This is a genomic window from Micromonospora sp. NPDC049559 (genome assembly GCF_040676675.1).
GTDB lineage: Bacteria > Actinomycetota > Actinomycetes > Mycobacteriales > Micromonosporaceae > JBFAPK01.
In genome coordinates, this window is sequence record NZ_JBFAPK010000061.1 from 11,577 (window position 1) to 35,893 (window position 24,317).

Sequence of the window (24,317 nt, forward strand, 5' to 3'; positions counted from 1 at the left end):
GGCGGTCCGGGCGGTGTCGTCCGGCCGTACCCTCCGGCGATGATCGAGAGTACGGGCCGCCGGTGGCTGACCCGGCTGGCCGGCACCGTGGCGGCGGCGGTGCTGCTCGGGGCCGTACCGGCCGGCTTCGCCGCACCGTCGATGGGCGTACTGCCGACCGGTCCCGGCGGCGCCGGCGACCCCCTGGGGCGCGCCCCGCGGCCCGACGCTCGCAGCCCCCGGCCCGGCGACCCCGCCGGGGTGACCGCCGCCTGGCTCGGCCAGCGGATCGCCGAGCAGCTCGACCGGCAGGCCGAGGCACTGCTGCACGCCGACGAGCCCGGCTTCGTCGCGCTCGCCGATCCGGGCGCCCCGGTCGCCGCCGAGCTGAGCCGCCAGTTCCGGTCGCTGCGGGCGCTGCGGGTCACCGTCTGGGAACCGGAGGTCCGCGATCAGCCGGTCGAGGTGAACGGCCGTCCGGGCGAATGGTGGCTGCCGGTGACCTACCGGTACTGCTTCGTGGCGGCGGTCTGCTCGCCCGAGCCGCTCACCGCCGGCACCCGGTGGAGCGACGCCGGCGGGCGCCCGCGGCTGGTCGCCCTGGTCCCGTCGACCGGCGACGAGAAGCAGCAGGGGCCGCGCCCGTGGGAGGTGAGCGACCTCCACGTACTGGTCGGGCGGCGGACGGTGGTGGCGACGACCGGCGCGTACCGGGACCGCCTGGGAACCCTGTTGACCGAGGCCGAACGGGCCGCGTCGGTCGCCGACCGGTACGCGGTGCCCGGCCCGCCCGAGCGGTACCGGATCTTCTACGCCGGGCCGGACGAGTGGCGGCGCTGGTACGGCGGCGGCCGGGCCGGCTGGACCGCCGGCTACGCGGTGGCCACCGGCGGCGGGTACGACGTGGTGCTCAACGCCGGAGTCCTGGCCGGCATGGACGTCGAGGACCTGCTGCGGCACGAGATGACGCACGCCGCCTCGCTGCCGGCGCGCGGCTATCCGCGTACCGGCATCTGGTGGCTGGTGGAGGGAATCGCCGAGCTGGCCGCCTCCGGCGCCGGCCCGGTCGCCGAGTACGAGGGGCTCGCCGCCGTCCGGCGGTTGCTCGACGAGGGCTGGAACGGGCGGCTGGACGGGGTGGAGGTGGCCCCGGACGCCGCCGACTGGCAGGTGAGCGGCAGCTACGGCATCGGGTACCTGTCGGTACGGCACCTGGTCGACCGCTTCGGCGAGCAGCGGGTGCTCGCCTTCTTCCGTACCGTCGTGCACGAGCGACGGCCGATCGCCGACGCGTCACGGCTCATCCTCGGGCAGGAGTGGAGCGTGCTGCACGACGAGTGCGTGTCGTACCTGCGTGCCGTCGCGCGCCGGCCGGGCTGAGCCGGCGGCGTCCCGTCACGCCGGCTCCATCAGGCGCCAGCCGGTCCGGTCGAACCGGCCGGCGACCGGGCGGCCGGCGTGCCGGGCCGCGAGCCGCCGCAGCCCCTCGACCGCCTCGGGCAGCTCGTCGAGGGGATGGCCGGTGCGGGACGGCAGGGGCTGCTGCGGTACCAGGACCGGCCGCTTCGGTTCGGCCGGCACGACCGCGCGCAGACTCGTGCCGAGGTTCGCCAGGCAGTGGCTGGTGGCTGAGGCTTCCAGCCGGCGATCCCGCTTGGCTAGATTTCATCAGAAAGCAGTAGAACTCGCCGCCGACAAGGAAGGCGAGATCAAAGAGGTCGAGCAGTTCTCTCGGGACGCCATATCGGCGTTCAAGAACCGGCTACGGCCCGGCGATGCGCAGGCCGGTGTCGGAACCCCGAGCGACGTCCCGGCTATCCGGCCCCGGGTCGACTCAAGCCAACACCCCGTCGCCGATGCTCTGCTGGCCGTTGCCGGCGTGACACTGGCGGCGAGGGTGAGTGCCCAAAAGATCAAAGAGCTTCGCGAAAGGAAGCGGCGACGTGGCGATCAAGCCGGCGATGGTTGACTTCATCCGCACGTTCGTGCGAGACGAAATCGAGGAGAACGACCGGCTGGAGGCGCAGCTCGACCAGGAGGGCTGGGACGACTACGGTCTGTTCCTCAACGCGGTCTTCTTCCTGGCGATCGATCACTACTTCGACGGTCGGCGCGACGGCGCCGCGATCATCAGGTTTGTCGGCGAGATGCGTTCGCAGCTTGACGTGGGCGGGGACGAAATCGACCCGGTCGGCGCTGAGCGGCTGATTTCCAGTGTCTTCGATCCCGATGTCGAGGTCGGGCTCTCTCCGGCCATGATCGGGAAGGTGCAGACCCACGCCACGTACAAGGCGCTCACCGAGAAGGCGATATCCGATCGCGAGCTGGACGAGTTGCTGAGCGAGGCGGCCGCGGTCGTCAACGAGCGCGAGGTCTGACGCGCTCGGTCGTCGCGGTCCTGAGACGTGTTGGGACGAGAAGAAACAGGTTCCACGTGAACCTTGGCCGGCGGACGACTCGTCCGCCGGCCAACGGCTCACCAGTTCGAGGTGACCGCCTCGTTGAAGATCCGCTCGCCCCGGGCCAGTTCCCGCAGGGGAGCCGACGCCAGGGTGGAGCCGTCGCCGGCCAGCGCGCGCAGGGTCACCTTCGCCCCGAGCGGAAGCGTGAGTATCGCCGCTCCGTCCCGTACCGGCGCGCTCGCCGCGGCGCCGCCGGCGTCGTCGCCGCTCACCGCGTCGACCCGGACCGCGCCGGCGGGCGGTACGACCAGCAGCCGGTCGGTCAGCACGGCGCGTCCACCGGAAAGGGCCGGCACCCGTACGGCAGCCAGCTCCGCCGTCGTGGCGACGGCCGTGGCGACCAGCGAGGTGTCCTCCTGGCCGGTGCCCGGCGCCGGCAGGTCCGTCTTGACATCGCCGGGCCCGCCGAGCGCCAACAGTGCGCCGTCGGCGGCCGTCCCCACGCTGAGCACCAGCGGACCGAGGTTCGAGGGCGCGCCGACGAGCGCCGCCGAGGGCAGAGCGGCCCCATCCAGCCGCCCCGACCAGCGGATGACCGGCTTCGCCGAGTTTGGCAGGCCCGTCTCGTCCATCAGGGCCTGGTACGCGGTGCCGGCGGCTCGCTCGGCCTGCCACGCCTCCCCGTCCGGCCAGGCCGGCGCGCTCGGACGGGGATCGACCAGCTCGCCCGGCCGGTACCGCTCGACCGGGACGACGTCGTGCCGGTAGCGGGTCGGTCCCTCCAGCCGGACCTGCCCGTCGCACTCGACCCGCCACCAGCCGCGCACATCGGAGGCGTGGGAGAGGAGAACGTAGTCGCCCGTGGGCGATCGGTGCCACTGCCGGCTCACCATTCCGTCCGGCGACACCGTGGCCGAGTCGGCGGTCGAGACCAGGCAGCCCGCGGGGGCGAGCCCCAGCAGGCCCTGGTTCACCGGCCCTCGGCCGTACTCGACGTTGAGCACCACGAACGGCTCCAGTGGACCGTTGAAGCTCCCGTCGCTGCCGACGATCTTCTCGGCAGACGTACCGAGCGGAGCCGCCTGCTCGACCACGGCCGCCGAGGTGTCGGAGTAGAAGACGGCCGCGACGTGCCGGAAACCGGCCGACTCGTCGGCGTAGAGAATCTTCACCTTCGGCAGCGAGTCGGACATCCGCAGCTCGGCCCGATCCCGGTCGAAGGCCCTGGTCAGCTCGTCGATCAGCCCCCGGTCGCCGGCGAGGCTGCCCCGGGTCGGCGAGTTGATGAGCCGCCACTGCCAGGCCGAGGTGATCGGGTGGCCCTCGCCGACCCAGTCGTCCCCGGGACCTCCGCCGCCCGGCCCGCCGCCCACCACCACGGGGCCGAGCAGCGCCGCGGCGAGCAGGGCGGCCACCGCCGTACCGAGACCGCCGATCCGGCCGCGCCGGCGCCGTCGGGCGTGGCGCAACAACTGCCCGTACGGGTCCTCGTCCGGCACCACGGACTCCGCGATCCGCGCCAGCCCGGTACGCAGTTCGTCCACGCTCATGCCCGTTCCTCCGTCAGCTCACCACCGACCACCGGCCGCCTGGCCGGGGTCGGACGCAACACCTCACGCAGCCGGGTCAGGCCACGGGCCGCCTGGCTCTTCACCGTCCCGACGGAACAGCCCATCGTCGCCGCGACCTCGGCCTCGGGCAGGTCCTCCCAGTACCGCAGCACCAGCACCGCCCGCATCCGTGCGGGCAGTTGGTCCAGGGCCGCCAGGAGTTCGTTCCGGACCACCACCGCCTCGGTGTCGTCCGGGCGGGAGCGCTCCGGCAACACCGCCGTCAGCAGCTCCCGCAGCCCGATCCGGCGCCACCGGCTGATCCGTCCGTTGACCAGCGCCCGGCGGACGTACGCCATCGGCTCGTCGACCCTCGGCCAGTGCCGCATCGCCTTCAGCAACGCGTCGTGCACCAGGTCCTGCGCCGTGTCCCGGCTGCCCGTCAACAGGTACGCCATCCGTAACAGCTCGCCGTAGCGCACCTCGACGAACTCCCGGAAATCGGCATCGTCGGAGCCCTGGCCCGCGGGCCTGCTCCTGCCGCTGCTCTCCATGAGACCTCCCACCCTGGCTGACGCGGCAGTCGGACGGAAAGTTGAGAGGCCGGCACCGGAGCGCCGGATCGATGTCGGCGACGGAGAGCGCGCCGCGCCGAACCGGGTACGCTGATGCGCCGCTCACGGCCGCACGGACGAGTGTCCGGACGGGACGGGCGGGCGGGCGTCGCGGGCGGTCCGGATACGGCGCCGGACGAGAGTGCGGAGGGCGCGTGCAGGTCGATCCCGGGGTCTTCGAGTACCTGCGCGCGGTCGCGCGGAACGACCACGACGCGAGCGAGCGGATCGAGGCGAAGCTCGACGGGTCGGACGGCTGGGGCGGATTCGAGGAGTCGCTCGCGATGGTCTTCCTGCTCGCCCTGCGGCGGCGGTTCACCGCCGCGCCGAACCGGGGGCAGGTCATGCAGTTCATCGCCGAGATGCGTTCCGGGTCCGTCGTCGAGCCGTACGACATCGACGTGGCGGCGGCCGCCAGCCTGATCCGTACGGCGTTCGACCCGAGCGTTCCGCACCAGGTCCAGGCCGAGATGGCCGGCCGGATCCAGGGGCTGACGATCATCTACCTGCTCGGTCCGGACCGGGCCACCGAGCAGGAACTGGACGACCTGCTCGCCGAGGCGGCGGAGTTGGTCGGAGGCGGGTAGCCGGTCGAGGGCGCCCGGGCCGTGTCCTGCCGGCGGAAAGTGGATCATGGGTGGGTGCAGTTCGACCCCGACATGCTCACGTACCTGCGGGCGATAGCGCGGCGCGACCGGGAGACCGCGGACCGCGCCGAGGTGAGGCTCGACGAGGCGGGCTGGGACAACTTCCCGCGCGTGCTCATGATGGTCTTCTGCCTCACGCTCCGGTTGCGCCTCGGCACAGCGCCGAACTACGCGCAGATCATGCAGTTCGTCGCCGAGCTGCGCTCCGCCGCTCCCGGCGACCCGGCCGACATCGACGCCGCCGCGGCCGGCTCCCTCATCGCCGCGACCTTCGGTCAGGACATCGGACCCGAGGAGGTGGAGGCCGACATGGCGATCCAGATCCAGGTCTCCACGCTCACGCACGTCCTCGGCGCTCCGGAGGTCACCGAGGAGGAGGTGGACGAGGTGTTCCAGCTGTCGGCGCTGGCGCTGGAGATGGCGCCACAGGTCAGGCCCACCTGATGGTGCCCCAGATCACGGGTCCGGTCGACCGTCGGTGGTGGTGTTGCCGCCGAGGTAACCGGGGGCGCCTGAGATAGTGGACCCGCTCCCAGCGCGGAGCCCCGGTGCCGCGTCCGGAAGCGGCCCGGGGCACCCGTCCGGTGGCTTCGGTGGCGCCGCCGAAGCCGCCGGACGCCTCCGCGCAGGGACGCCTCCGCCCCGTCGATCTAGGGCAAATCTGTGTGATTGGAGATCGGTTAACAGGGATTTGCCCTAGATCGACGAGGGCTGGGGCGTGCTGCCGGATCTCCCACCGGCCGTCCCGGGTGGCCGGCAAACGGCTCGTATCGACCCTGCTGGCGGCCGTCCCGGCCGACCCCAGCATGATCAAGTGCCCGAAGGGATCGCGCCGGTCACAACGGCCCCGTTACCGTACTGGTAACACGCGCGTTGACCGTTACGGTGCACCCCAATTCCACCGTGCGGCACGCGCCGGGGATGGGATGGGTTGGTGAGCCATGGCAGGATCACCACAGTCCGACGGCCGGCTGTCGGAGGTCAGGTTTCTCACGGTCGCCGAGGTGGCGGCATTGATGCGGGTCTCGAAGATGACCGTTTATCGGCTCGTGCACTCGGGCGAACTCACCGCGGTCCGGGTCGGGCGGTCGTTCCGGGTACCGGAGCACGTCGTACACGAGTATCTGCGGGGAGCGTTTCAGGAGTCCGCCTGAACGGGCGGACCCCGCGACCACCGGGGCCAATTGGCCCCGCTGATGCACGAGGGCTAGGCTGGACCGGATCGTGCCCCGACCGAGGTGTGTTGTATGCCCACCGGGCGGGCCCGATCCGCTGTCCAGATCGGTTGCCGGAACCCCGTAACGGTGGCTTCCGGCCCGACCCGCACGTGTCATCGAAAGGCTGTCGTATGGGCTCGGTGGTCAAGAAGCGCCGCAAGCGCATGGCTAAGAAGAAGCACCGCAAGCTGCTGCGCAAGACCCGCGTCCAGCGTCGCCGTCTCGGCAAGTGACCGCCGGCCGGGCTGTCCGGCCCGGCCAGCGGTAACGCTTGCCTTCTGTCGACTCTCGGAGGCCACGTGGACAGGTCGCGGTGGCCCGGGCCCGTCCCGTGCCGACCGGCGGGATGCGCCAGGTGACCCCCGGTAGCGCCTCAGGCGCTCCGGGGGTTGTGGTGGTTACCGGCGTGAGCCGCTACCTCGGGGCCAACCTGGCTGCCCGCCTCGCGGCCGATCCCCGGATCGGTCGGGTGATCGGTCTCGACGAGGCGGACCCGCAGCCCGAGTTGGCGGCGCTGCTCGACGGGGTCGAACGCGTACGCGCCGACGCGGGTTCGGTCGGCACCGTGGTCGCGGACCTGGCGGCCGAGTCGGTGGTGCACGTCTCCCTGATCAGCGCACCCGACAAGCAGCACGGCGGGCGCGCGGCGATGAAGGAACACAACGTCATCGGCACGATGCAGCTGCTCGCCGCCTGCCAGCGGGCGCCGAGCCTGCGCCGGCTGGTCGTCCGCTCGTCCACGGCGGCGTACGGCGCCTCCTTCCGCGATCCCGCGGTCTTCACCGAGGACACCGAACCCCGGGCGGTGCCGCGGGGCGGCTTCGCCCGCGACATCCTCGACATCGAGGGCTACGTACGAGGCTTCCGGCGGCGCCGGCCCGACGTGACCGCCACGGTGCTGCGGTTCGCGCCGTTCATCGGCTCGACGGCGGACACGACGCTGACCCGCTACTTCGCCCGTCCGGTCGTACCGACCGTCTTCGGCCGCGATCCCCGGTTGCAGTTCCTGCACATCGACGACGCCCTCGAAGTGCTGCACCGCTCCGTCGTCGAGGAGCACCCGGGGACCTTCAACGTCGCGGGCGAGGGGGTGCTGGCGCTCTCCCAGGCGATCCGCCGGGCCGGTCGGATACCGGTGCCGGTGTACGAGCCGGGCCTCTCCGGTGCGGTGGGGCTCGCCCGGTTGCTCGGATTCGGCCGGTACGGGCTCGATCAAGTTGATCTCTTCGTGCACGGCCGGGTGGTCGACACCGCTAGGCTGGTGCGCGAGTACGGCTTCACGCCCCGCCCCACCGCCGCCGCGTTCGACGACTTCATCCGGGCGCATCTGGACGGCACCGTGGTCCGCGCCGACCAGCTGGCGGCGGCCGAGGCGGCGGTCCTCGACGGGATCCGGCAGGTCCGGGCCGCGGTCCAGGAGTGACGATGAGCGATGGTGGCGAGCGGCGCCTGCCGTTCGACCTCGACGGATACGCCTCGGGCAACGGCCGCGCCGCCGATCCGACCCCTCCGCCGGGCCGGACCGGGCCGACTCGGCCGGCCGGAGGCACCCTGCCGACCGGCCGGACCGCGCCGGCAGAGCCGACCGCGCCGGCAGGACCGAACCCACCGACCGGCCCGACTCCGGATCCGGCCGATGCCGCCGACGGTCGGCAGCCGGCGGCCGTGGCCGACCAGCCGGGCGACGTCTGGGACCGGCGGGTCGCCGCCGGGCTGGCGTTCCTGCGCCGGCGGCTCGCCGGACAGTACGAGGTGGACGAGTTCGGGTTCGATCCCGAGCTGACCGACCAGGTCTTCCACCCCGTGCTGCGGCTGCTGTACCGCGAGTGGTTCCGCACCGAGGTCTTCGGGGTGGAGCACGTACCGGCCGACGGGGCGGGGCTGGTCGTGGCGAACCACTCCGGCACGATCGCCCTGGACGCGCTGGTCCTCTCGGCGATCCTGCGCGACCATCATCCGGCCCGCCGCCACCTGCGGCTGCTCGGCGCGGACCTGGTCTTCCGGGTACCGCTCCTCTCCGAGCTGGCCCGCAAGTCGGGCGGGACGATGGCCTGCAATCCGGACGCCGAGCGGCTGCTGGGCAAGGGTGAGCTGGTCGGCGTCTTCCCCGAGGGGTTCAAGGGGATCGGCAAGCTCTACGCCGAGCGCTACAAGCTCCAGCGCTTCGGCCGGGGCGGCTTCGTCTCCGCCGCGCTGCGTACGGGCACCCCGATCGTGCCGGTCGCGATCGTGGGCGCCGAGGAGACGTACCCGATGCTCGCCGACGTGAAGCCGCTGGCCCGGCTGCTGAAGCTGCCGTACTTCCCGGTGACCCCGACGTTCCCGTGGCTCGGCCCGCTCGGGCTGGTACCGCTGCCCAGCAAGTGGCTGATCCAGTTCTGCCCGCCGATTCCGACGGCGCACCTGACCGAGAGCGCGGACGACCCGCTGGTCATCTTCAACCTCGCCGACCAGGTGCGCGAGACGATCCAGCAGACGCTGCACGACCTGCTGGAGCGCCGCCCGGACCCGTTCGGACCGTAGGAGCCGGGGCCGGGCCTGGGCCTGCGGCTTCGACCGGGCCGGGGTCCGGCCCGTGGCTCCGATCCGCGTCCCGACCGTCCTATTGGAGGGTCGTCAGGTCGAGGGTGTGCCAGGCGAGCGCCTCGTCGTCCCCCGTCGACCACCAGAGCACCCCGCCGCGCGCGAGCACCAGGCCCGCGGCGGTGGCGACCACGACCGTGCGCTGGCTGGCGGCGTCGTAGAGGAGCAGCTGCTGGCTGTCCGTACGGCCGGTGCCCGCCGGGTCGGCGACCGTCAGCACCTCGAAGCGGTCCAGCACGGCGACGTCGATCACGGCGGCGGTGGCGGAGCCGCCGGCGACCCGGCGCCGGTCGCCGCCGTCGGGGCGCATCAGGTCGATCCGGGACGGCCCGTCGCTGCCGAGCACGATCGCCCGGCACCAGACCGGGCTGCAGGTGACGAGTTCGGTCGGGCCGGCATCGACGTCGAGCACCTTGCGCGCCGCGAGGTCGCGCAGCCGCACCGGGCCGCTCGTGCCGGTACCCGCGCTGACCAGCCAGGGCCAGTCGGAGAGCGCCCAGGCGCCGCGTTCGGTCCGGACCGTGACCGCTCCGCCGCCCAGCGGCACCGAGCGCAGCTCGGTCGCCGGCTCCTGACCGGGCGCCACCGCCACCCAGTACAGCCGGCCCGCCTCGATGAGCAGGTCGTAGCGGGAGTTGAAGAAGATCACGTCGCCGGTCTCGGCGGTGACCCGGCGGGGCGGCCGGCCGGAGGTCAGGTCGACCGCCCAGAGTTCGGTCCGTGCCTTGCCGCGGTCGTCGCTGGTCGACTCGGCCCAGGCGAACTCGTCGCCGGAGCGGGTGAAGCCGCTGAACTGGGGCGTGCGGTCCAGCGGCAGGCGTCGCAGCTCGCGCACGCCGCCGTCGGCGTCGCGCCGGACCAGCCGGAGCTGCCTGCCGTCGGGGCTGGGTGCGGTGCCGAGCGAGCTGTGGGCGTCGAGGAAGAAGACCGGGCTGTAGGCGGGACCGTCGGGCAGGGAGCCGGGGAGGTCGGCCCGCTGGGCGCCCGGCCACGCCGCTTCGACGGTCGGCGGTGCCGGCGTACCGGCGGGTTTGCGCGCGGCCGACGGGAGCGCGACGAGCGCCACCGCCGCGGCCAGCGCCACCGCGAGGCCGAGCAGGCCGGGCGCTCGCCGGCGTCCGTGCGGGTGCCCGCCCGCGGGCCGCTCGCCGGGATCGAGGGTGGGGAGGCTGGCCGTGGTCGGCGCGGCGCCGCCGGCGCTCACTGGCCGCCCCGCCGGCGGCGCCGCACCGCGAGGCCCGCGGTGACCGCTCCGGCGAGCAGTCCGGCGGCGGCCGTCGACGGTACGGCGACCCGGGCGGCCTTGCGGCCGGTACGGAAGTCGCGCACCTCCCAGCCGCGCAGCCGCGCCTCGCGGCGCAGCACCCCGTCCGGGTTGACGGCGACGGCGTGCCCGACCGCCGAGAGCATCGGGATGTCGTTGGCGGAGTCGCTGTAGGCGACGCAGCGGGTCAGGTCCAGCCCTTCGACCTCGGCGAGCTGGCACACCGCCTCGGCCTTGGCCGGACCGTGCATCAGGTCGCCCACCAGCCGGCCGGTGTAGACCCCGTCGTGGATCTCGGCGACGGTACCGATCGCGCCGGTCAGCCCGAGCCGGGCGGCGATCACCCGGCCGATCTCCACCGGCGCCGCGCTGACCAGCCAGACCCGCTGCCCGGAGTCGAGGTGCAGCTGAGCCAGGGCGCGGGTGCCGCTCCAGATCCGCGGCGCCATCAGCTCGTCGAAGATCTCCTGGCTGAGCCGCTCGATGTCGTCGACCCGCCAGCCCTCGATGAAGGCGAGCGCGGCCTCCTTGGCCTGCGACATGTTGCCGGCGTGCTCGGTGGCGAGCAGCCGGAACCGCATCTGGTGCCAGGCGAACCGGGCCAGGTCGGCGGTGGTGAAGTACTTCCGGGCGGCCAGACCGCGGGCGAACCAGTAGATCGAGGCGCCCTGCATCATCGTGTTGTCCACGTCGAAGAACGCGGCGGCGGTGTCGTCGGGCGGTACGGCCAGCGCCGCGGTCAGGTCCGTGTCCGCCCAGCCGGCGGTGTGACCGTGCGCGTCCGTACTGACCGTCACCTTCCGGGTGCGGGCCACGCCTGCGACCTCCTGCCGTGTGATGGACGTGACGGGCTGCCTCCAGCGAGGGTAGCCGGAGGGACACCCGATTCTCCCGGCGATCATGGAGTTTGGCCGCCGGCAAAAGCTATAGCTGGGGATAGGGAACGACAAAAGCGCCCGACCCGGACACCGAGGCGGCATCCGGGTCGGGCGGGGTCTCTCCGGTCGCGGGCCGGCTACCGGCCCGGGCGCATGTCCTCCGGCTCGACGTCCTCGGGGTTGGTCATCTTCGGCCCGTTGTCCGTGCCGGGGGTGCTCGGCGGGGTCGCCGCCGGCACGCTCGGGCCGCTCCTGCCGGAGTGCGGCGCGGACTCCTCCGGCGCCCGGCCGCCCGACCGGCGCTCCGGAGCGGAGGACGAGGGCTGCACTCCCGGCAGCCCCTTCCCGGTCGCGCAGCTCGGCGCGAGCGGGCCGAGCGCGTCGGCGCGGGTGCTGGGGGCCGCGCCGCAGCGCAGCGCCGCCCGCAGCCCGTCGGCGCGCCGTTTGATCGCGTCGAGCAGGTCGATCGACTCCAGCACCCGGTCCCGATCGGCGCGGGACCCGTCGAGCAGGGGCGTCACCTCGCGGAGCTGGCGGGTGAGGAAGGTGCTGATCGCGTCGAGGCCCGCCTCGTCGCGGCGCTGCACCGCCGCGGTGGTCAGCAGCTTGACCCCCTGCCGGGTGTCGGCGTCCATGTCGTCGAGGACCCGGGCCAGGCCGGCGCTGTCGGCGCGTACGGCGCCGGCCTCGGCGAGCCGGGTGTGGGCGAAGTCGAGGAAGAGCTGGCCACGGCTGAGATCGGAGCTGGCCAGTGCCAGCTGGGCGCGCTCGGTCGAGCGCTTCATGCCGTACAGCGCGTCGCCGGGTACCGCGTTCTCGCTCGCCGCCGACATCCCGGAGACCGCGATGGCGCCGGCCGCGACCCCGACCAGGAGCGCGCCCCGGGCGCGCAGCGGTCGGCCGGTGCCGTTCGTGCCGCGCAGCCCGAACGGGGAGCCGCTCGACGCGGCGCCCCGATTCTCCTCGCCCAGCGGGTCCGGGCTCGCCGTCACGCCGATCCCGTCCCGTTCGGCGGTGGCGAGCAGCATCGCCCGCAGGCCGGTACGGAAGTCCGGGTCGACGTCGGCGGCGGGTTGGATCTCGCCTACCCGCCGGGCGACCGCGAGCAGTTCGTTGAGATCGTCGTCGACTCGGGAGCGGGCGTGGTGACGCCGGCCGCCGTTGGCCTCGTCGAGAAGCTGCGCGAAACGGTTCGCCCGCCGGCGGCAGAAGAACTCACGACTCACCGTCGACACCTCCTCTCGCTGGTCACGGCCTGCGGCCGGCTTCTTGCCGGCGGGATGAGGCTAGTCTCCGGGCGGGCCGAAGTACGTTCCCGCAGCCGGATGAGCCGCCCGGCCCGCCGGGCCCGGAGGAATGCCGAGGCAACCACCGGTCGCACCGTGACAAACGCTCGATGGTCCCGAGCGGTTACGGGCCGGTAGGGGCGAGAATCACGAAGAGTGAGCGAGATCACCCGAGGTCGATCCGGGGCCGATCGGGGCCGGCCGTCGCCCACCGGCTACGGCTGGAATCCGTCGGGCAGCAGCCGGGCCAGCGCGCGTACGGCACGGTACTGGAGGGCCTTGATGGCGCCCTCGTTCTTCCCCATCGACTGGGCCGTCTCGGCCACGGAGAAGCCCTGCAGGAAGCGGAGCACGATGCACTCCTGCTGCTCGGGGTTGAGCTGCTTCACGGCGGTCAGCAGGGCCACGTTGGTGATGTGCTCGACCACGGCCGCCTCGGGGCTCCCCTCCGGTCCGCGGTCCTCCCGGTCGGCGTCCAGTACGTCACCGGTTGTCACCTCCAGCCGGTACCGGCCGGACTTGAAGTGGTCCGCGACCAGGTTGCGGGCGATCGTCACCAGCCAGGCGCCGAGGTCCCGGCCCTGCCAGGTGAAGCTGCCGATCCGCTTGAGCGCGCGCAGGAACGTGTCGGAGGTCAGGTCCTCGGCCAGTTGCCGGTTGCCGACCCGGAAGTAGACGAACCGGAAGACGGTGTCGACGTACCGGTCGTAGATCTGGCCGAACGCCTCGGCCTCGCCGGCCTGGGCCCGCTCCACCAGGGTCCAGACCTCGGTCGCCGGGTCGGACGGGTCGGGCCGGCTGGGGTAGCCGGTGGGGGTACCGGTGCCCGCGGGGGCGGTGCCGGTGCCGACCGCCGGCACGGCCGGCAGGATGGCGGTTTCCGTGTTCGAGCCGGCGCCCGGCTCCGCGCCGGGCACCTGGCTCGGTGGGTGGCCGCCCGGTGCCGGACTGGGTGTCCGTCCACCCGGTGGCGCGCTCGGTGGCGCGCTCGGCGGATGCCCGGGTTGGGCCGGCATCGCCGGGCGGGCCGGGGCCGCGAGCCGCCGGCCGTTCGCCGGCTTGGGGCTGTTGCCGGGCGGTACGTGCCGCTGCGGCGTCTCGTTGGTGTGCGGGCGGCGGGTCCGCCGTGAGCCCTCGTCGCCACGGACGGCGAGGCTCAGCATCTCGTCCATGGAGCCGCGCAGCTGCGCGAGGCCCCGGTTGAGCGCCCGGCGCGCGCCGCGCAGGTTGCTGCTGATCAGCTCGTCGGCGTAGCCGTATTCGGTCACTGGCCCTCCCCAACCCTGGTCTGCGCCACCGGGCCCGGCCGCCGGGCCGCGGCGGCGATGAAGGCGTGCGAACCTGGCCGGGCGCGGTCGGCCACGGCTCGGGCGGCGTGGGCCACTGGACGGCGCACACCTCTGAGGTGCTGGAGCAGTGCTCTGACAGGCACGGCGGCCTCCTCGGGCTGAGGGGTGTCGACTCACGGCAAAACGGGCGAGCCGACCCGAGTGATGATAGGGCCAACGTCGCCCATGCGTGGCGAGTCCGTTACACAGGGCCAAAGTATTTCCGGGACGGCCCAAAACGGGCCGCACTGGCTGTGCGTTGTCGGAGAGCTGACAATCGGTACGGACCGCGATGTGCTGGAGAAATGCGCCAACGCGCCGATGGGCGACCCGCTTTGGCGTGTCGCCCGAAGACGTGCTAATAGGGCCGGCCGGTCCCGCGGGTGATACCGAATCGGGCGCGGCCAGGTCTCATGCACGGTACCGTGGAAGTTGCGGCCAGGTCGAGCCTCCGCTGGCTCCGCGACAGCGTAGGCGAGAGGGCGCCCGCTGTGCCAGACTCAGCGACCGTGCAGGAACCAGCCAGCACCGCCACCCCGGGCGCCGAGGCGCCCGTGACCCTCGCCGAAGGCGTCCGGCGCAACGCCGCGCTCCGCCCGGACCAGCCAGCCCTGATCTCTCCCGACGGTACGGTCACCTGGGCCGAACTGGACGGTTGGGTGGACCGCGTGGCGGCGGGGCTGCGGGAACTGGTCGGGGAGCCGTCCGCGGCATCGCCCGCGCCGGGTCCCGGGCAGCCGTGTCCCGCCCGCATCGCCCTCGCGCTGACCAACTCGCCGGAGTTCGCGGTCGCGCTGCTGGCCACGGTACGCGCCGGGCTGGTCGCCGTACCGGTGAATCCCGGACTGGCCGCGCCCGAGCTGCACCACGTCCTCGCCGACTCCGGTGCCAGCCGCCTGCTCTGCACCCCGGCGGTGCGCGACGCGGTGGCGGGCGTCGCCGGCGGGCTGCCCGCCCTGGCCGGCGTGCACACCGCGCTGCCCACCGGTACGGCGGACCTGTCGGCGCTGCCCCGGCCGGACGACGAGGACCTCGCCGTGCTGCTCTACACCTCGGGCACCGAGGGGCGGCCCAAGGGCGCGATGCTGACCCACCGCGCGCTGCGCGCCAACCACGAGCAGCTCGGCCGGATCGAACCGCCCGTGGTCGGCCCGGGGGACGTCCTGCTGCTCGCCGTGCCGCTCTTCCACGCGTACGGCCTCAACACCGGGCTCGGCGCGGTCGTCCACCACGGCGCGTGCGGCGTACTGGTCGAGCGGTTCGACGCCGCGGCGGCCCTGGCCACCATCGCCCGGCACCGGGTCACCGCGGTGATCGGCGTACCGCCGATGTTCCTCGCCTGGTCGGCGCTGCCCGACCTCGCCCAGGGCATGGCGAGCGTACGGCTCGCGGTCTGCGGCGCGGCCCCGCTGGAGCCGGCCGTCGCGGCCCGCTTCGCCGAGCTGACCGGCGGACCGGTCTGGATCGGGTACGGCCTGACCGAGACCGCGCCGGTGCTGACCTCGACCCTGGCCGGCGGCCGGGCGAAGCCCGGCTCGATCGGCGTGCCGCTGCCCGGGGTACGGCTCCGGCTGGTCGACGGGGCCGGGGAGGTGCGCTGGGAGGCGGGTCCGCCCGACGAGGGTCACGCCGGTTCCACTGTCGGCGGGCACGCGGGTTCCACTGCCGGCGGGCACGCCGATGACGACGACGAGTTCGATCTCGACCTGGTCGGTCCGGTCACCGACCCCGGCCAGATCCTGGTACGCGGTGCCAACCTCTTCTCCGGCTACTGGCCGGACGGGCGGGACGGGCCCGACCCGGACGGGTGGTGGGCGACGGGCGACGTGGCCTACGCCGACGAGGACGGGGACCTCTTCCTGGTCGACCGGCTGGGCGAGTTGATCCTGGTCAACGGCTTCAACGTCTACCCGCGCGAGGTGGAGCTGGTGCTCGACGCCCACCCGGAGGTGGTCGAGTCGGCGGTGCTGGGCGTGCCGCACCCGCGCGCCGGCCAGGCCGTGCTGGCGTACGCGGTGCGGGCACCGGGCAGCGGCCTCACCGAGGAGGCGCTGCGCGCGTACTGCGAGCGTCACCTCGCCCGGTTCAAGTGCCCCGCCGAGGTGCGCTTCGTCGACGCCCTGCCACACTCGGCGATCGGCAAGGTACGCAAGACCCTGCTCCGCTCCGCGCCCGCCGCACCGGGCGCGCTACCGAAGGCACGGAGACCACATGACCAGTAGCCAGGCGCCGGCCGGCGAGGCGCGGCTGACCCTGATCACCCGTCCCGGCTGCCACCTCTGCGAGGTGGCGAAGGAAGCGATCGACCGGGTCGCGACGGCCACCGGTAACCGCTGGGTCGAGGTGGACGTGACCGGGAACCTGGAGCTGGAGCGGGACTACGGCGACCGGCTGCCGGTGGTGCTGCTCGACGGCCGCGAGCACGGGTACTGGCGGGTCGAGGAGGACCGGCTGCTGCGGGACCTGGGCAAGGCTTCCTGAGGTTTCCGGGCGCGGTCGCCGACGAAACCGAGCCGGCTCGGGCGTCCCGGCGCGGCTTGGCGCGGTGGACGTGGGTTCTCGCGCCACGGGCCTGGCGTATGGTCTCCCGATGGCACGCGCACGCACCCATCTCGTCTGGGACTGGAACGGTACCCTGCTCAACGATCTGGAACTGGTCGTCACCGCCACCAACGCCGCCATCGCCAGCGTCGGCGGACCCGCGACGACGGCCGACGAGCACCGGACGCAGTTCCGCCGTCCGGTCTCGGAGTACTACGCCGAGGTGCTGGGACGGGCGGTCGACGCCGAGGAGTTCGGCCGGCTCGACAAGATCTTCCACGAGGCGTACCGGGTCGGGTTGACCACGTGCGAGCTCGCCGACGACGCGGTCAGCGCCATGCAGTCCTGGTCGGGCAGCCAGTCCCTGCTCTCCATGTGGTTCCACGAGGAACTGGTACCGGCCGTCGAGGGCTACGGGCTGACCACCCTGCTCACCCGGGTGGACGGGCTGCGCGCGGCGGTCGGCGGCGACCTCAAGGCCGCCCACCTCGCGGCCCACCTGGCCGAGCTGGGCATCGACGGTGCCGACGTGGCGCTCATCGGCGACTCGCTGGACGACGCGGACGCCGCCGCCTCCGTCGGCGCCCGCTGCGTGCTCTACACCGGTGGCTTCACCCACCCGGACCGGCTGCGCGCCTCCGGCCACCCGGTCGCCGACACCCTCACCGAGGCCGTCGCCCTCGCCGCCGCATAGCGCGGTCGGTAGCTGCACTACCCGCGGAGGTAGGCGAGGACGGCGAGGACGCGGCGGTGCTGCTCCTCGTCGGGCGGCAGTCGCAGCTTGGTGAAGATGTTGCGGACGTGCTTCTCCACCGCCCCGTCGCTCACCACGAGGGCCCGGGCGATGGCGGTGTTGGAGCGTCCCTCGGCCATCAGCTCCAGCACCTCGCGCTCGCGCGGGGTCAGCTCGCGCAGCGGGTCGTCGCGGCGCCGCCGCACCAGCAGCTGTCCCACCACCTCGGGGTCGAGGACGGTACCGCCGGCGGCGACCCGCTCGATCGCGTCGAGGAACTCGGCTATCGCCGCGACGCGGTCCTTGAGCAGGTATCCGATGCCTCCGCCGCCGTTGCCGGCGGAGGGCTTCACCGTGGCGAGCAGGTCGTCGGCGTAGGAGACCTCGACGTACTGGGAGAGCACCAGGATCGGCGTACGGGGTACCCGCTGGCGCGCCTCGACCGCGGCCCGCAGCCCCTCGTCGGTGTGTGACGGCGGCATCCGTACGTCGACGATCGAGACGTCGGGTCGGTGCTCGACGATCGCCTCGACCAGGGCGTCGCCGTCCCCGACCGCCGCGACGACCGTGTGACCGTGCTCGGTGAGAAGCCGGACGAGCCCTTCCCGGAGGAGGACCGCGTCGTCGGCGATGACCACCCGCATGGGCTTGTGGTCTACCACCTCCGGGCCTCCGGAGCCAATCGGCCGCTCCACCGGCCCGGGCGGCGTACCGGTCAGCACGGCAGCTCGGCCCGGATCTCGGTCGGCCCGCCGGCCGGGCTGAGTACGTTCAGCGTGCCGCCGGCGGCCCGTACCCGGTCGGCGATGCCGGCCAGCCCGTGTCCCTTGGACAGGTGCGCGCCGCCCTCCCCGTCGTCGGCGACCGTGATCTGGAGCCGTTGCTCGCCCCGGGAGATGGTGATCCAGCACTCGGTGGCGCGGCTGTGCTTGGCGACGTTGGTCAGCGCCTCGGCGACGACGAAGTAGGCGGCGCTCTCCACGCCCGGGTCGAGGCGTCCGGCCGGCGTACCGAGCCGCTGGTCGATGCTGAGGTCGATCGGGATGATGCCCCGGGCGGCCAGCGCCGCGAGCGCGCTGGGCAGGCCGCGGTCGACCAGGATCGGCGGTGCGATGCCACGGGAGAGGGCGCGCAGCTCGGCCAGGGTGTCGCGGGTCTGGGCCAGGGCCTCCTCGATGGTCTGGCGGGCGGCCTCCGGATCGACCGAGAGCTGCTGCTGGGCCCGGCTCAGGTCCATGGCGAGCCGGACCAGCCGCTGCTGCGGCCCGTCGTGGATGTCGCGTTCGAGCCGGCGCAGCGCGGTGGCCTCGGCCGAGGCGGCGGCCCGCTTCTGCTCCTCCAGCACCGTGATCCGGTTGCGCATCTCGGCGACGCCGGTGAGCAGGGCCCGACCGAAGCTCGCCTGTAGCAGGGCGCAGCCCCGGGCCACGATCGGGAGCGTGATCAGGAAGAAGAGCCCGAGGGCGCTGTTCAGGCCGATCCGGGCGGCCGGCGAGTTGCCGAGCCCGAGCAGTTCGCTCAGCCCCTGGTCGTCGGGGGACTGCGGGATGGCCCAGTCGTACGCCCAGTAGAGCGACCCGGCGACGGCGCCGGCCCACCAGGAGAGGGTGATCGCGAAGGTGACGGCCGAGATGACGATCTTCAGGCAGCCGTGGGCGAGGTCGAGCCAGGACTGGCCGTCGGCGATCGGGATGAAGATCCGCCGCCAGGCGCTGGCACCGGGTTCGGCGGTGCGGTACACCGGGCGGACCCGGGCCTGGTGCAGCACGCCGGGCAGGCGGAGCCGCTCGATGTCGGCCCAACCGCGGGCGGCGAAGAGGGTACCGGCGAGGATCGGCAGACCGATCACGGTGACCGCCAGCCCGACGCCGACGGCGAGGCCGATGATGAGCACGATGAAGCTGGCGAGCGCGAGCGGGAAGCCGAGCAGCACGTAGCCCGAGTCCACGCCGAGTTGGCGCAGCATGCCGGACCGGGCCGGCTCGGTGATCGTCGTGCCGGGGAGGGCGGTGGCCGTGGTCATGCCATCGACCCTAGGCAGCCGAACCCGCCGTACCCATCCCGTCGGCCGGTCAGTTGGGGGTAGGGCTGCCCATACCGTGGTAACCCGTGGTCGGGATCTCACCGGAGCGCTCCGTGACGCGGTCGCCCCGCCGAGGTGACGCGGTCGCCCGGCCGGGGCGACGCGGCGGCCTAGGGTAGATCACGCGGTTGGCCAGAGAAGTCGGAATTGGGCAATAATCGCCCGGTGGCCCGCACGGGGCCGACTAAGCGATCTTGTGAACGGAGAGGCTGGTGGGTGCGGTGTGCCGGCTTTCAAGATCGCGATTTGTGCACCACTTCACAAGCGCCTACTCTGTAACTCCGGCGAGCCCCGCTAGCACAGCCGGTCACAGCGGCTTCCGGCGGGCGCCCGAGAGCGACCGGTCGATCCGGCTGGTCGAGGATCGCACCGCACGGAGTCACATGAGTCAGCACCGCCCCGCAGGCGCGCCGGGCCGCGCCGGTGCCGTACCGGCGCTTCCGGATCTTCCCGAGGCGACGGTGGCGCGGCTCCCCGAGTACCTTCGCGCCCTGCACGTCCTCGCCGAAGCCGGCAACGACACGGTCTCCAGCGAGGGGCTCGCGGCGGCGGCCGGGGTCAACTCGGCGAAGCTGCGCAAGGACCTCTCGCATCTCGGCTCGTACGGCACCCGCGGCGTCGGCTACGACGTCGCGCTGCTGATCGACCAGATCGAGTTCGTGCTCGGGCTGACCCAGCGCCGGGCCGTCGCCCTGGTCGGCGTGGGTAATCTCGGTCACGCGCTGGCCGGCTACGCCGGCTTCGCCAGCCGCGGGTTCCGCATCGCCGCCCTGGTAGACGCCGACCCGGAGCGGGTCGGCGAGGAGATCAACGGTCTGGTCGTACGGCACATCGACGAGCTGACCCGGATCGTCGCCGAGGAGTCGATCGCGATCGGCGTGATCGCGACCCCGGCCGGCGCGGCGCAGAGCGTCGCCGACCAACTGGTCTCCGCGGGCGTGACGAGCATCCTCAATTTCGCGCCGTGCGTACTCTCGGTTCCGGAGGGGGTCGACGTGCGCAAGGTCGATCTCGCCATCGAGTTGCAGATACTTTCCTTCCACGAGCACCGCAAGGCATCCCTCACCGGCCTGCCCGCCACCGGAGGGTCGGGGCTGACCGCGTTGCCGGGCGGGCTCGCGGGCCCTGGCACACAGGAGGCGGTCGGCTCGTGAACCTGCTCGTCGTCGGTGCGTCCTACCGCACCGCCCCGGTCGCGATACTGGAGCGGCTGGCGGTAGCGCCGAACGATCTCACCCCCATCCTCGACCGTCTCCTCGCCCAGCCGTACGTGGGCGAGGCCGTCGTGCTTTCCACCTGCAACCGGGTGGAGGTCTACGCCGCGGTCTCCGGCTTCCACGGCGGGCTCGGCGACATCTGCGCGGTCCTCGCCGAGCAGGCCGGCACCCCCGCGGGCGAGCTGGCCGCGCACCTGTACGTGCACTACGAGAGCGCCGCCGTCGAGCACGCGTTCCGGGTCGCCTCCGGGCTGGACTCGATGGTCGTGGGCGAGGCGCAGATCCTCGGCCAGCTCCGGGACGCGTACCACGCCGCGAGCGCGGCCGACACGGCCGGCCGCCTGCTGCACGAGCTGTTGCAGCAGGCGCTGCGGGTGGGCAAGCGGGCTCACGCCGAGACCGGAATCGACCGGGCCGGGCAGAACGTGGTCACGGCGGCGCTGGACGTCGCCGCCACCCACCTCGACGGCGGGCTCGCCGGTCGGCCCGCCCTGGTGGTCGGGGCCGGGGCCATGGGCGCGCTCTCCGTGGCGACGCTCTCCCGGCGCGAGGTCGCGCCGCTGGCCGTGACGAACCGCGGCGCCGACCGGGCGGCCCGGCTGGCCGAGGCGTACGGGGCCACGGCGGTGCCCCTCGCCGACCTCACCGACGCTGTCTCCACTGTGGACATTGTAGTGGCGGCCACGGCATCGACCGAACCGGTCCTCACCCGGGACGTGGTCTCCCGCGCACTGGCCCGGCGCGAGCCCGGCCGCGGCCCGCTGGTGCTGCTCGACCTCGCCGTGCCCCGCGACGTCGAGCCGGGCGTCGGCGAGCTGCCCGGCGTGGTCGTGGTCGACATCGACACCCTCGCGGCGGGGCTGGCGGAGGGGCCGGCGGCGAGCGACGCCGAGGCCGTCGCGCAGATCGTCTCCGGCGAGGTGGAGGCCTTCCTGACCTGGCTGCGCGGCGCCGACGTCGCGCCGACCGTGGCGGCCCTGCGCGGGCGTGCCGACGACGTGGTCACCGCCGAACTGCGCCGGCTCAACCAGCGCCGGCCCGACCTGACCGACGACCAGCGCGCCGAGGTCGCCCGTACCGTGCACCGGGTGGTGCAGCGGCTGTTGCACTCGCCGACCGTACGGGTACGCCAGCTCGCCGCCGAGCCCGGCGGCGACCAGTACGCCGCGCTGCTGCGCCAGCTCTTCGACCTTGAGGTGCCGCAGACCTCGCCGGTCGACGTGGTTCCCGATCTGCACCGGTCCGGACCGGAGCAGGCCCCAGGAGGTGACCGATGACCGCCCTGCGCCTCGGCACCAGGGGCAGCGCGCTGGCGATGGCCCAGTCGCGCCAGATCGCCGACGCGGTACAGGCCGCCACCGGGCGCGAGGTCGAGCTGGTGGAGATCGTCACCGCCGGCGACCGCTCCAGCGCTCCCGTGCACCGGCTCGGCGTGGGGGTCTTCGTCTCGGCCCTGCGCGACGCGTTGACCTTGCGCGAGATCGACTTCGCGGTGCACTCGTACAAGGATCTGCCCACCGCCACACCCGGTGGGCTGCACATCGCCGCGGTACCGCCCCGGGAGGATCCGCGGGACGCGCTGATCACGCGCGACGGCCGTACCCTGGCCGAACTGCCGCCCGGATCCACCGTCGGGACCGGCGCGCTGCGCCGCATCGCCCAGCTGCACGCACTCGGGCTGCAGCTGACGGTCGTCCCGATCCGCGGCAACGTCGACACTCGCCTGGGGCGCGTACTCGGCCCCGCGGCGGACCTCGACGCGGTGGTCGTGGCCCGCGCCGGCCTCGCCAGGCTCGGCCGGGCCGACCAGATCACCGAGACGCTCGACCCGATGCTGATGCTGCCGGCGCCCGCCCAGGGTGCGCTCGCGGTGGAGTGCCGCGTCGACGACCCGGAGCTGGTCGAGCTGCTCTCCGTACTCGACCACGCGCCGACCCGGGCCGCGGTCACCGCGGAACGGGCGTTGCTGGCCACCCTGGAGGCCGGATGCAGCGCCCCGGTCGCCGCCTTCGCCGAAGTCGCCGAGGGTGACGACGGCGATGAGATCTATCTGCGCGGGGCGGTGATCAGCCCGGATGGCGCCCGAGACATCCGGCTGTCCCGCACCGGTACGCCCGCCGACGCGGCGGAGATCGGTAAGGCACTCGCCGCCGAACTCCTCGACCTCGGCGCCGACTCGATCCTCGACCCGCACGCTGACGCCGGTGCGAGGACCCAGCAGTTTGGGAGCACAGAATGACCCGCACCCGTAAGCCCGCAGGTCGTATCGCGTTCGTCGGGGCTGGACCCGGCGATCCGGGCCTGCTGACCCGCCGGGCGCACGACGCCCTGGTCGAGGCGGACCAGGTGGTGTACGACCGGGGAGTCCCGGAGTCGCTGCTCGACGTGATCCGCGCCCAGGCGAAGGAGGACGCGCAGTTCACCCCGGCCGAGGGGGCGCCCGGCGACGTGGCCAAGGTGCTGCTCTCCGCGGCCCGCTCCGGCCTGTCCGCGGTACACCTCGTCGCCGGCGACCCGTTCGGGCACGACTCGGTGGTCAAGGAGGTGCAGGCGGTGGCGCGTACCGCCGCGCACTTCGAGGTGGTACCGGGGGTGGGCCAGGCCGAGGGGGTCTCCACCTACGCCGGCGTACCGCTGCCCGGCGTGCGGACCGCGGCCGACGTCGACGACGTCACCGCGCTGGACTTCGAGGCGCTGGCCGCCGCGGTCAGCCGCGGCTCGCTCGCGCTGGCGGTCGACGCGGGTGACCTGGCCGCCGTACGCGACGGGCTGCTCGCCGCGGGCGTCGACGGCACCACCGCGGTCGGCGTGACCGGCGACGGCACCGGCGAGACGCAGTACACCACCACCTCGACCGTGGACAGCTTCGTGGCCGCCGCGCTCGGCTTCACCGGACGGGTGGTGCTGACGCTCGGCGTCGGCGTGGCCCACCGGGACAAGCTGAGCTGGTGGGAGAACCGCCCGCTCTACGGCTGGAAGGTCCTGGTACCCCGGACCAAGGAGCAGGCCGGCGTGATGAGCGCCCGGCTGCGGGCGTACGGCGCGATCCCCTGCGAGGTGCCGACCATCGCGGTCGAGCCGCCCCGCACCCCGGCCCAGATGGAGCGGGCCGTGAAGGGCCTGGTCGACGGCAGGTACGCCTGGGTGGTCTTCACCTCGGTCAACGCCGTACGCGCGGTCTGGGAGAAGTTCGCCGAGCACGGCCTGGACGCCCGCCACTTCGGCGGTGTCAAGATCGCGTGCATCGGCGAGGCGACCGCGGAGGCGGTCCGCTCGTTCGGCATCCAGCCGGAGCTGGTGCCGAGCGGGGAGCAGTCCTCGGAGGGTCTGCTGGCCGAGTTCTCGCCGCACGACGAGATTCTCGACCCGGTCGGCCGGGTACTGCTGCCGCGCGCCGACATCGCCACCGAGACGCTCGCCGCCGGCCTCACCGAACGGGGCTGGGAGGTCGACGACGTGACCGCCTACCGGACCGTACGGGCGGCCCCGCCGCCGGCCGAGATCCGCGACGCGATCAAGTCGGGTGGCTTCGACGCGGTGCTCTTCACCTCCTCCTCGACCGTGCGCAACCTGGTCGGCATCGCCGGCAAGCCGCACGCCCGCACCGTCGTCGCGGTGATCGGGCCGAAGACGGCGGAGACGGCGACCGAGTTCGGCCTGCGGGTCGACGTGCAGCCGGCGCACGCCTCGGTGCCCGACCTGGTCGAGGCGCTCGCCTCGTACGCGGTCGAGCTGCGCGAGAAGCTGGCCGCGATGCCGGCGAAGCAGCGCCGGGGGTCGAAGGTCCAGGGGCCGACGGCGCTGCGGTTCCGCTGAGGCTGTTCCGTTCGGGTCCGGGCCTCTTGTGGGCCCGGGCCGTCGCGGTCGGGTCGTGCCTGGACGGGCCGTGCGTGGTCGGGCCGTGGCCCGGCCGGCGGGCCGGGCGTGGTTGGGGTTGGGGCCGGATTACCCGCTCTGGGCGGTCAGGCTTGATCCCGTCGCGGGCAATCCGGCCC

Annotated in this window: 24 protein-coding genes and 1 pseudogene; 16 read left to right on the forward strand and 9 right to left on the reverse strand. The window is 73.5% G+C overall.

The annotated features are described in order from the left end of the window. The first annotated feature begins 39 nt into the window (after window positions 1–39). Window positions 40–1,359 carry a hypothetical protein gene (locus AB0J86_RS37260; RefSeq protein ID WP_363863086.1) on the forward strand — a complete coding sequence of 440 codons (1,320 nt, stop codon included), beginning with the start codon at window positions 40–42 and terminating at the stop codon, window positions 1,357–1,359. A 15-nt stretch (window positions 1,360–1,374) separates the two neighbouring features. Here AB0J86_RS37260 and AB0J86_RS37265 read toward each other — a convergent pair whose 3' ends face one another. Continuing rightward, window positions 1,375–1,560 carry a hypothetical protein gene (locus AB0J86_RS37265; protein ID WP_363863089.1) on the reverse strand — a complete coding sequence of 62 codons (186 nt, stop codon included), beginning with the start codon at window positions 1,558–1,560 and terminating at the stop codon, window positions 1,375–1,377. A 43-nt stretch (window positions 1,561–1,603) separates the two neighbouring features. Between AB0J86_RS37265 and AB0J86_RS37270 the strand changes: the two genes are divergently transcribed. Further along, window positions 1,604–1,948, forward strand: a complete 345-nt coding sequence (locus tag AB0J86_RS37270) for a hypothetical protein (RefSeq protein ID WP_363863092.1) — start codon at window positions 1,604–1,606, stop codon at window positions 1,946–1,948. Further along, window positions 1,923–2,357, forward strand: coding sequence for a hypothetical protein (locus tag AB0J86_RS37275; protein WP_363863095.1), 435 nt, complete (start codon window positions 1,923–1,925; stop codon window positions 2,355–2,357). Before AB0J86_RS37270 ends, AB0J86_RS37275 begins: the two co-directional genes overlap by 26 nt. A 98-nt stretch (window positions 2,358–2,455) precedes the next feature. Here the strand turns inward: AB0J86_RS37275 and AB0J86_RS37280 are convergent, their stop codons facing one another. Beyond that, complete coding sequence (locus AB0J86_RS37280) at window positions 2,456–3,931, reverse strand: hypothetical protein (RefSeq protein WP_363863098.1); 1,476 nt, start codon at window positions 3,929–3,931, stop codon at window positions 2,456–2,458. Next, window positions 3,928–4,485, reverse strand: coding sequence for a SigE family RNA polymerase sigma factor (locus AB0J86_RS37285; RefSeq protein WP_363863101.1), 558 nt, complete (start codon window positions 4,483–4,485; stop codon window positions 3,928–3,930). The genes AB0J86_RS37280 and AB0J86_RS37285 overlap by 4 nt, the downstream gene beginning before the upstream one ends. A gap of 215 nt (window positions 4,486–4,700) precedes the next feature. On the opposite strand from AB0J86_RS37285, the gene AB0J86_RS37290 reads away from it, so the two are divergent. The 6 genes from AB0J86_RS37290 (at window position 4,701) to AB0J86_RS37315 (ending at window position 8,932) form a co-directional block, all read left to right on the forward strand. Further along, a complete protein-coding gene (locus AB0J86_RS37290; RefSeq protein WP_363863104.1) occupies window positions 4,701–5,132 on the forward strand; it encodes a hypothetical protein in 432 nt (143 codons plus the stop codon). 54 nt (window positions 5,133–5,186) lie between these two features. Then, window positions 5,187–5,636 (forward strand): hypothetical protein, encoded by a 450-nt coding sequence (locus AB0J86_RS37295; RefSeq protein WP_363863107.1) that lies wholly within the window; start codon window positions 5,187–5,189, stop codon window positions 5,634–5,636. 497 nt (window positions 5,637–6,133) lie between these two features. Next, complete coding sequence (locus AB0J86_RS37300) at window positions 6,134–6,346, forward strand: helix-turn-helix domain-containing protein (RefSeq protein ID WP_363863110.1); 213 nt, start codon at window positions 6,134–6,136, stop codon at window positions 6,344–6,346. A gap of 194 nt (window positions 6,347–6,540) precedes the next feature. Continuing rightward, complete coding sequence (locus AB0J86_RS37305) at window positions 6,541–6,642, forward strand: AURKAIP1/COX24 domain-containing protein (RefSeq protein WP_007465623.1); 102 nt, start codon at window positions 6,541–6,543, stop codon at window positions 6,640–6,642. Window positions 6,643–6,764: 122 nt separating this feature from the next. Further along, window positions 6,765–7,832, forward strand: a complete 1,068-nt coding sequence (locus tag AB0J86_RS37310; RefSeq protein ID WP_363863113.1) for an NAD-dependent epimerase/dehydratase family protein — start codon at window positions 6,765–6,767, stop codon at window positions 7,830–7,832. Window positions 7,833–8,074: 242 nt separating this feature from the next. After that, a complete protein-coding gene (locus tag AB0J86_RS37315; RefSeq protein WP_363863154.1) occupies window positions 8,075–8,932 on the forward strand; it encodes a lysophospholipid acyltransferase family protein in 858 nt (285 codons plus the stop codon). Window positions 8,933–9,011: 79 nt separating this feature from the next. Here the strand turns inward: AB0J86_RS37315 and AB0J86_RS37320 are convergent, their stop codons facing one another. The 4 genes and pseudogenes from AB0J86_RS37320 to AB0J86_RS37335 form a co-directional block, all read right to left on the reverse strand. Continuing rightward, window positions 9,012–10,196, reverse strand: a complete 1,185-nt coding sequence (locus AB0J86_RS37320) for a hypothetical protein (protein ID WP_363863116.1) — start codon at window positions 10,194–10,196, stop codon at window positions 9,012–9,014. Then, the gene (locus AB0J86_RS37325) at window positions 10,193–11,071 is read right to left on the reverse strand and encodes an HAD-IB family hydrolase (RefSeq protein ID WP_363863119.1); all 879 of its coding nucleotides are present in this window, start codon (window positions 11,069–11,071) and stop codon (window positions 10,193–10,195) included. The genes AB0J86_RS37320 and AB0J86_RS37325 overlap by 4 nt, the downstream gene beginning before the upstream one ends. 431 nt (window positions 11,072–11,502) lie before the next feature. Then, window positions 11,503–12,369: pseudogene (locus tag AB0J86_RS37330) on the reverse strand (DUF5667 domain-containing protein); the annotation flags it as partial. A gap of 266 nt (window positions 12,370–12,635) precedes the next feature. Then, window positions 12,636–13,592, reverse strand: a complete 957-nt coding sequence (locus AB0J86_RS37335; protein ID WP_363863157.1) for an ECF subfamily RNA polymerase sigma factor, BldN family — start codon at window positions 13,590–13,592, stop codon at window positions 12,636–12,638. A 665-nt stretch (window positions 13,593–14,257) separates the two neighbouring features. On the opposite strand from AB0J86_RS37335, the gene AB0J86_RS37340 reads away from it, so the two are divergent. The 3 genes from AB0J86_RS37340 to AB0J86_RS37350 all read left to right on the forward strand — a co-directional run bounded on the left by AB0J86_RS37340 (window position 14,258) and on the right by AB0J86_RS37350 (window position 16,983). Continuing rightward, window positions 14,258–15,970 carry an AMP-binding protein gene (locus AB0J86_RS37340; RefSeq protein ID WP_363863122.1) on the forward strand — a complete coding sequence of 571 codons (1,713 nt, stop codon included), beginning with the start codon at window positions 14,258–14,260 and terminating at the stop codon, window positions 15,968–15,970. Beyond that, window positions 15,960–16,229, forward strand: a complete 270-nt coding sequence (locus tag AB0J86_RS37345; protein WP_363863125.1) for a glutaredoxin family protein — start codon at window positions 15,960–15,962, stop codon at window positions 16,227–16,229. The genes AB0J86_RS37340 and AB0J86_RS37345 overlap by 11 nt, the downstream gene beginning before the upstream one ends. A 109-nt stretch (window positions 16,230–16,338) precedes the next feature. Then, complete coding sequence (locus AB0J86_RS37350) at window positions 16,339–16,983, forward strand: HAD hydrolase-like protein (RefSeq protein ID WP_363863128.1); 645 nt, start codon at window positions 16,339–16,341, stop codon at window positions 16,981–16,983. Window positions 16,984–17,000: 17 nt separating this feature from the next. Here the strand turns inward: AB0J86_RS37350 and AB0J86_RS37355 are convergent, their stop codons facing one another. Further along, window positions 17,001–17,666, reverse strand: coding sequence for a response regulator transcription factor (locus AB0J86_RS37355; protein WP_363863131.1), 666 nt, complete (start codon window positions 17,664–17,666; stop codon window positions 17,001–17,003). 71 nt (window positions 17,667–17,737) lie between these two features. Next, window positions 17,738–19,045, reverse strand: a complete 1,308-nt coding sequence (locus tag AB0J86_RS37360) for a sensor domain-containing protein (protein ID WP_363863133.1) — start codon at window positions 19,043–19,045, stop codon at window positions 17,738–17,740. A gap of 443 nt (window positions 19,046–19,488) precedes the next feature. Here AB0J86_RS37360 and AB0J86_RS37365 point away from each other — a divergent pair, with 443 nt between their 5' ends. Genes AB0J86_RS37365 through AB0J86_RS37380 form a run of 4 tightly spaced genes read left to right on the forward strand, consistent with a single transcriptional unit; the run spans window position 19,489 to window position 24,138 of the window. Next, window positions 19,489–20,259, forward strand: a complete 771-nt coding sequence (locus AB0J86_RS37365) for a redox-sensing transcriptional repressor Rex (protein ID WP_363863136.1) — start codon at window positions 19,489–19,491, stop codon at window positions 20,257–20,259. Next, complete coding sequence (locus AB0J86_RS37370; protein ID WP_363863139.1) at window positions 20,256–21,599, forward strand: glutamyl-tRNA reductase; 1,344 nt, start codon at window positions 20,256–20,258, stop codon at window positions 21,597–21,599. The genes AB0J86_RS37365 and AB0J86_RS37370 overlap by 4 nt, the downstream gene beginning before the upstream one ends. Beyond that, entirely contained in the window at window positions 21,596–22,561 is a 966-nt protein-coding gene (hemC, locus tag AB0J86_RS37375; RefSeq protein WP_363863142.1) for a hydroxymethylbilane synthase, read from the forward strand. The genes AB0J86_RS37370 and hemC overlap by 4 nt, the downstream gene beginning before the upstream one ends. Continuing rightward, window positions 22,558–24,138, forward strand: a complete 1,581-nt coding sequence (locus AB0J86_RS37380; protein ID WP_363863145.1) for a uroporphyrinogen-III synthase — start codon at window positions 22,558–22,560, stop codon at window positions 24,136–24,138. The genes hemC and AB0J86_RS37380 overlap by 4 nt, the downstream gene beginning before the upstream one ends. Window positions 24,139–24,317 lie beyond the last annotated feature (179 nt).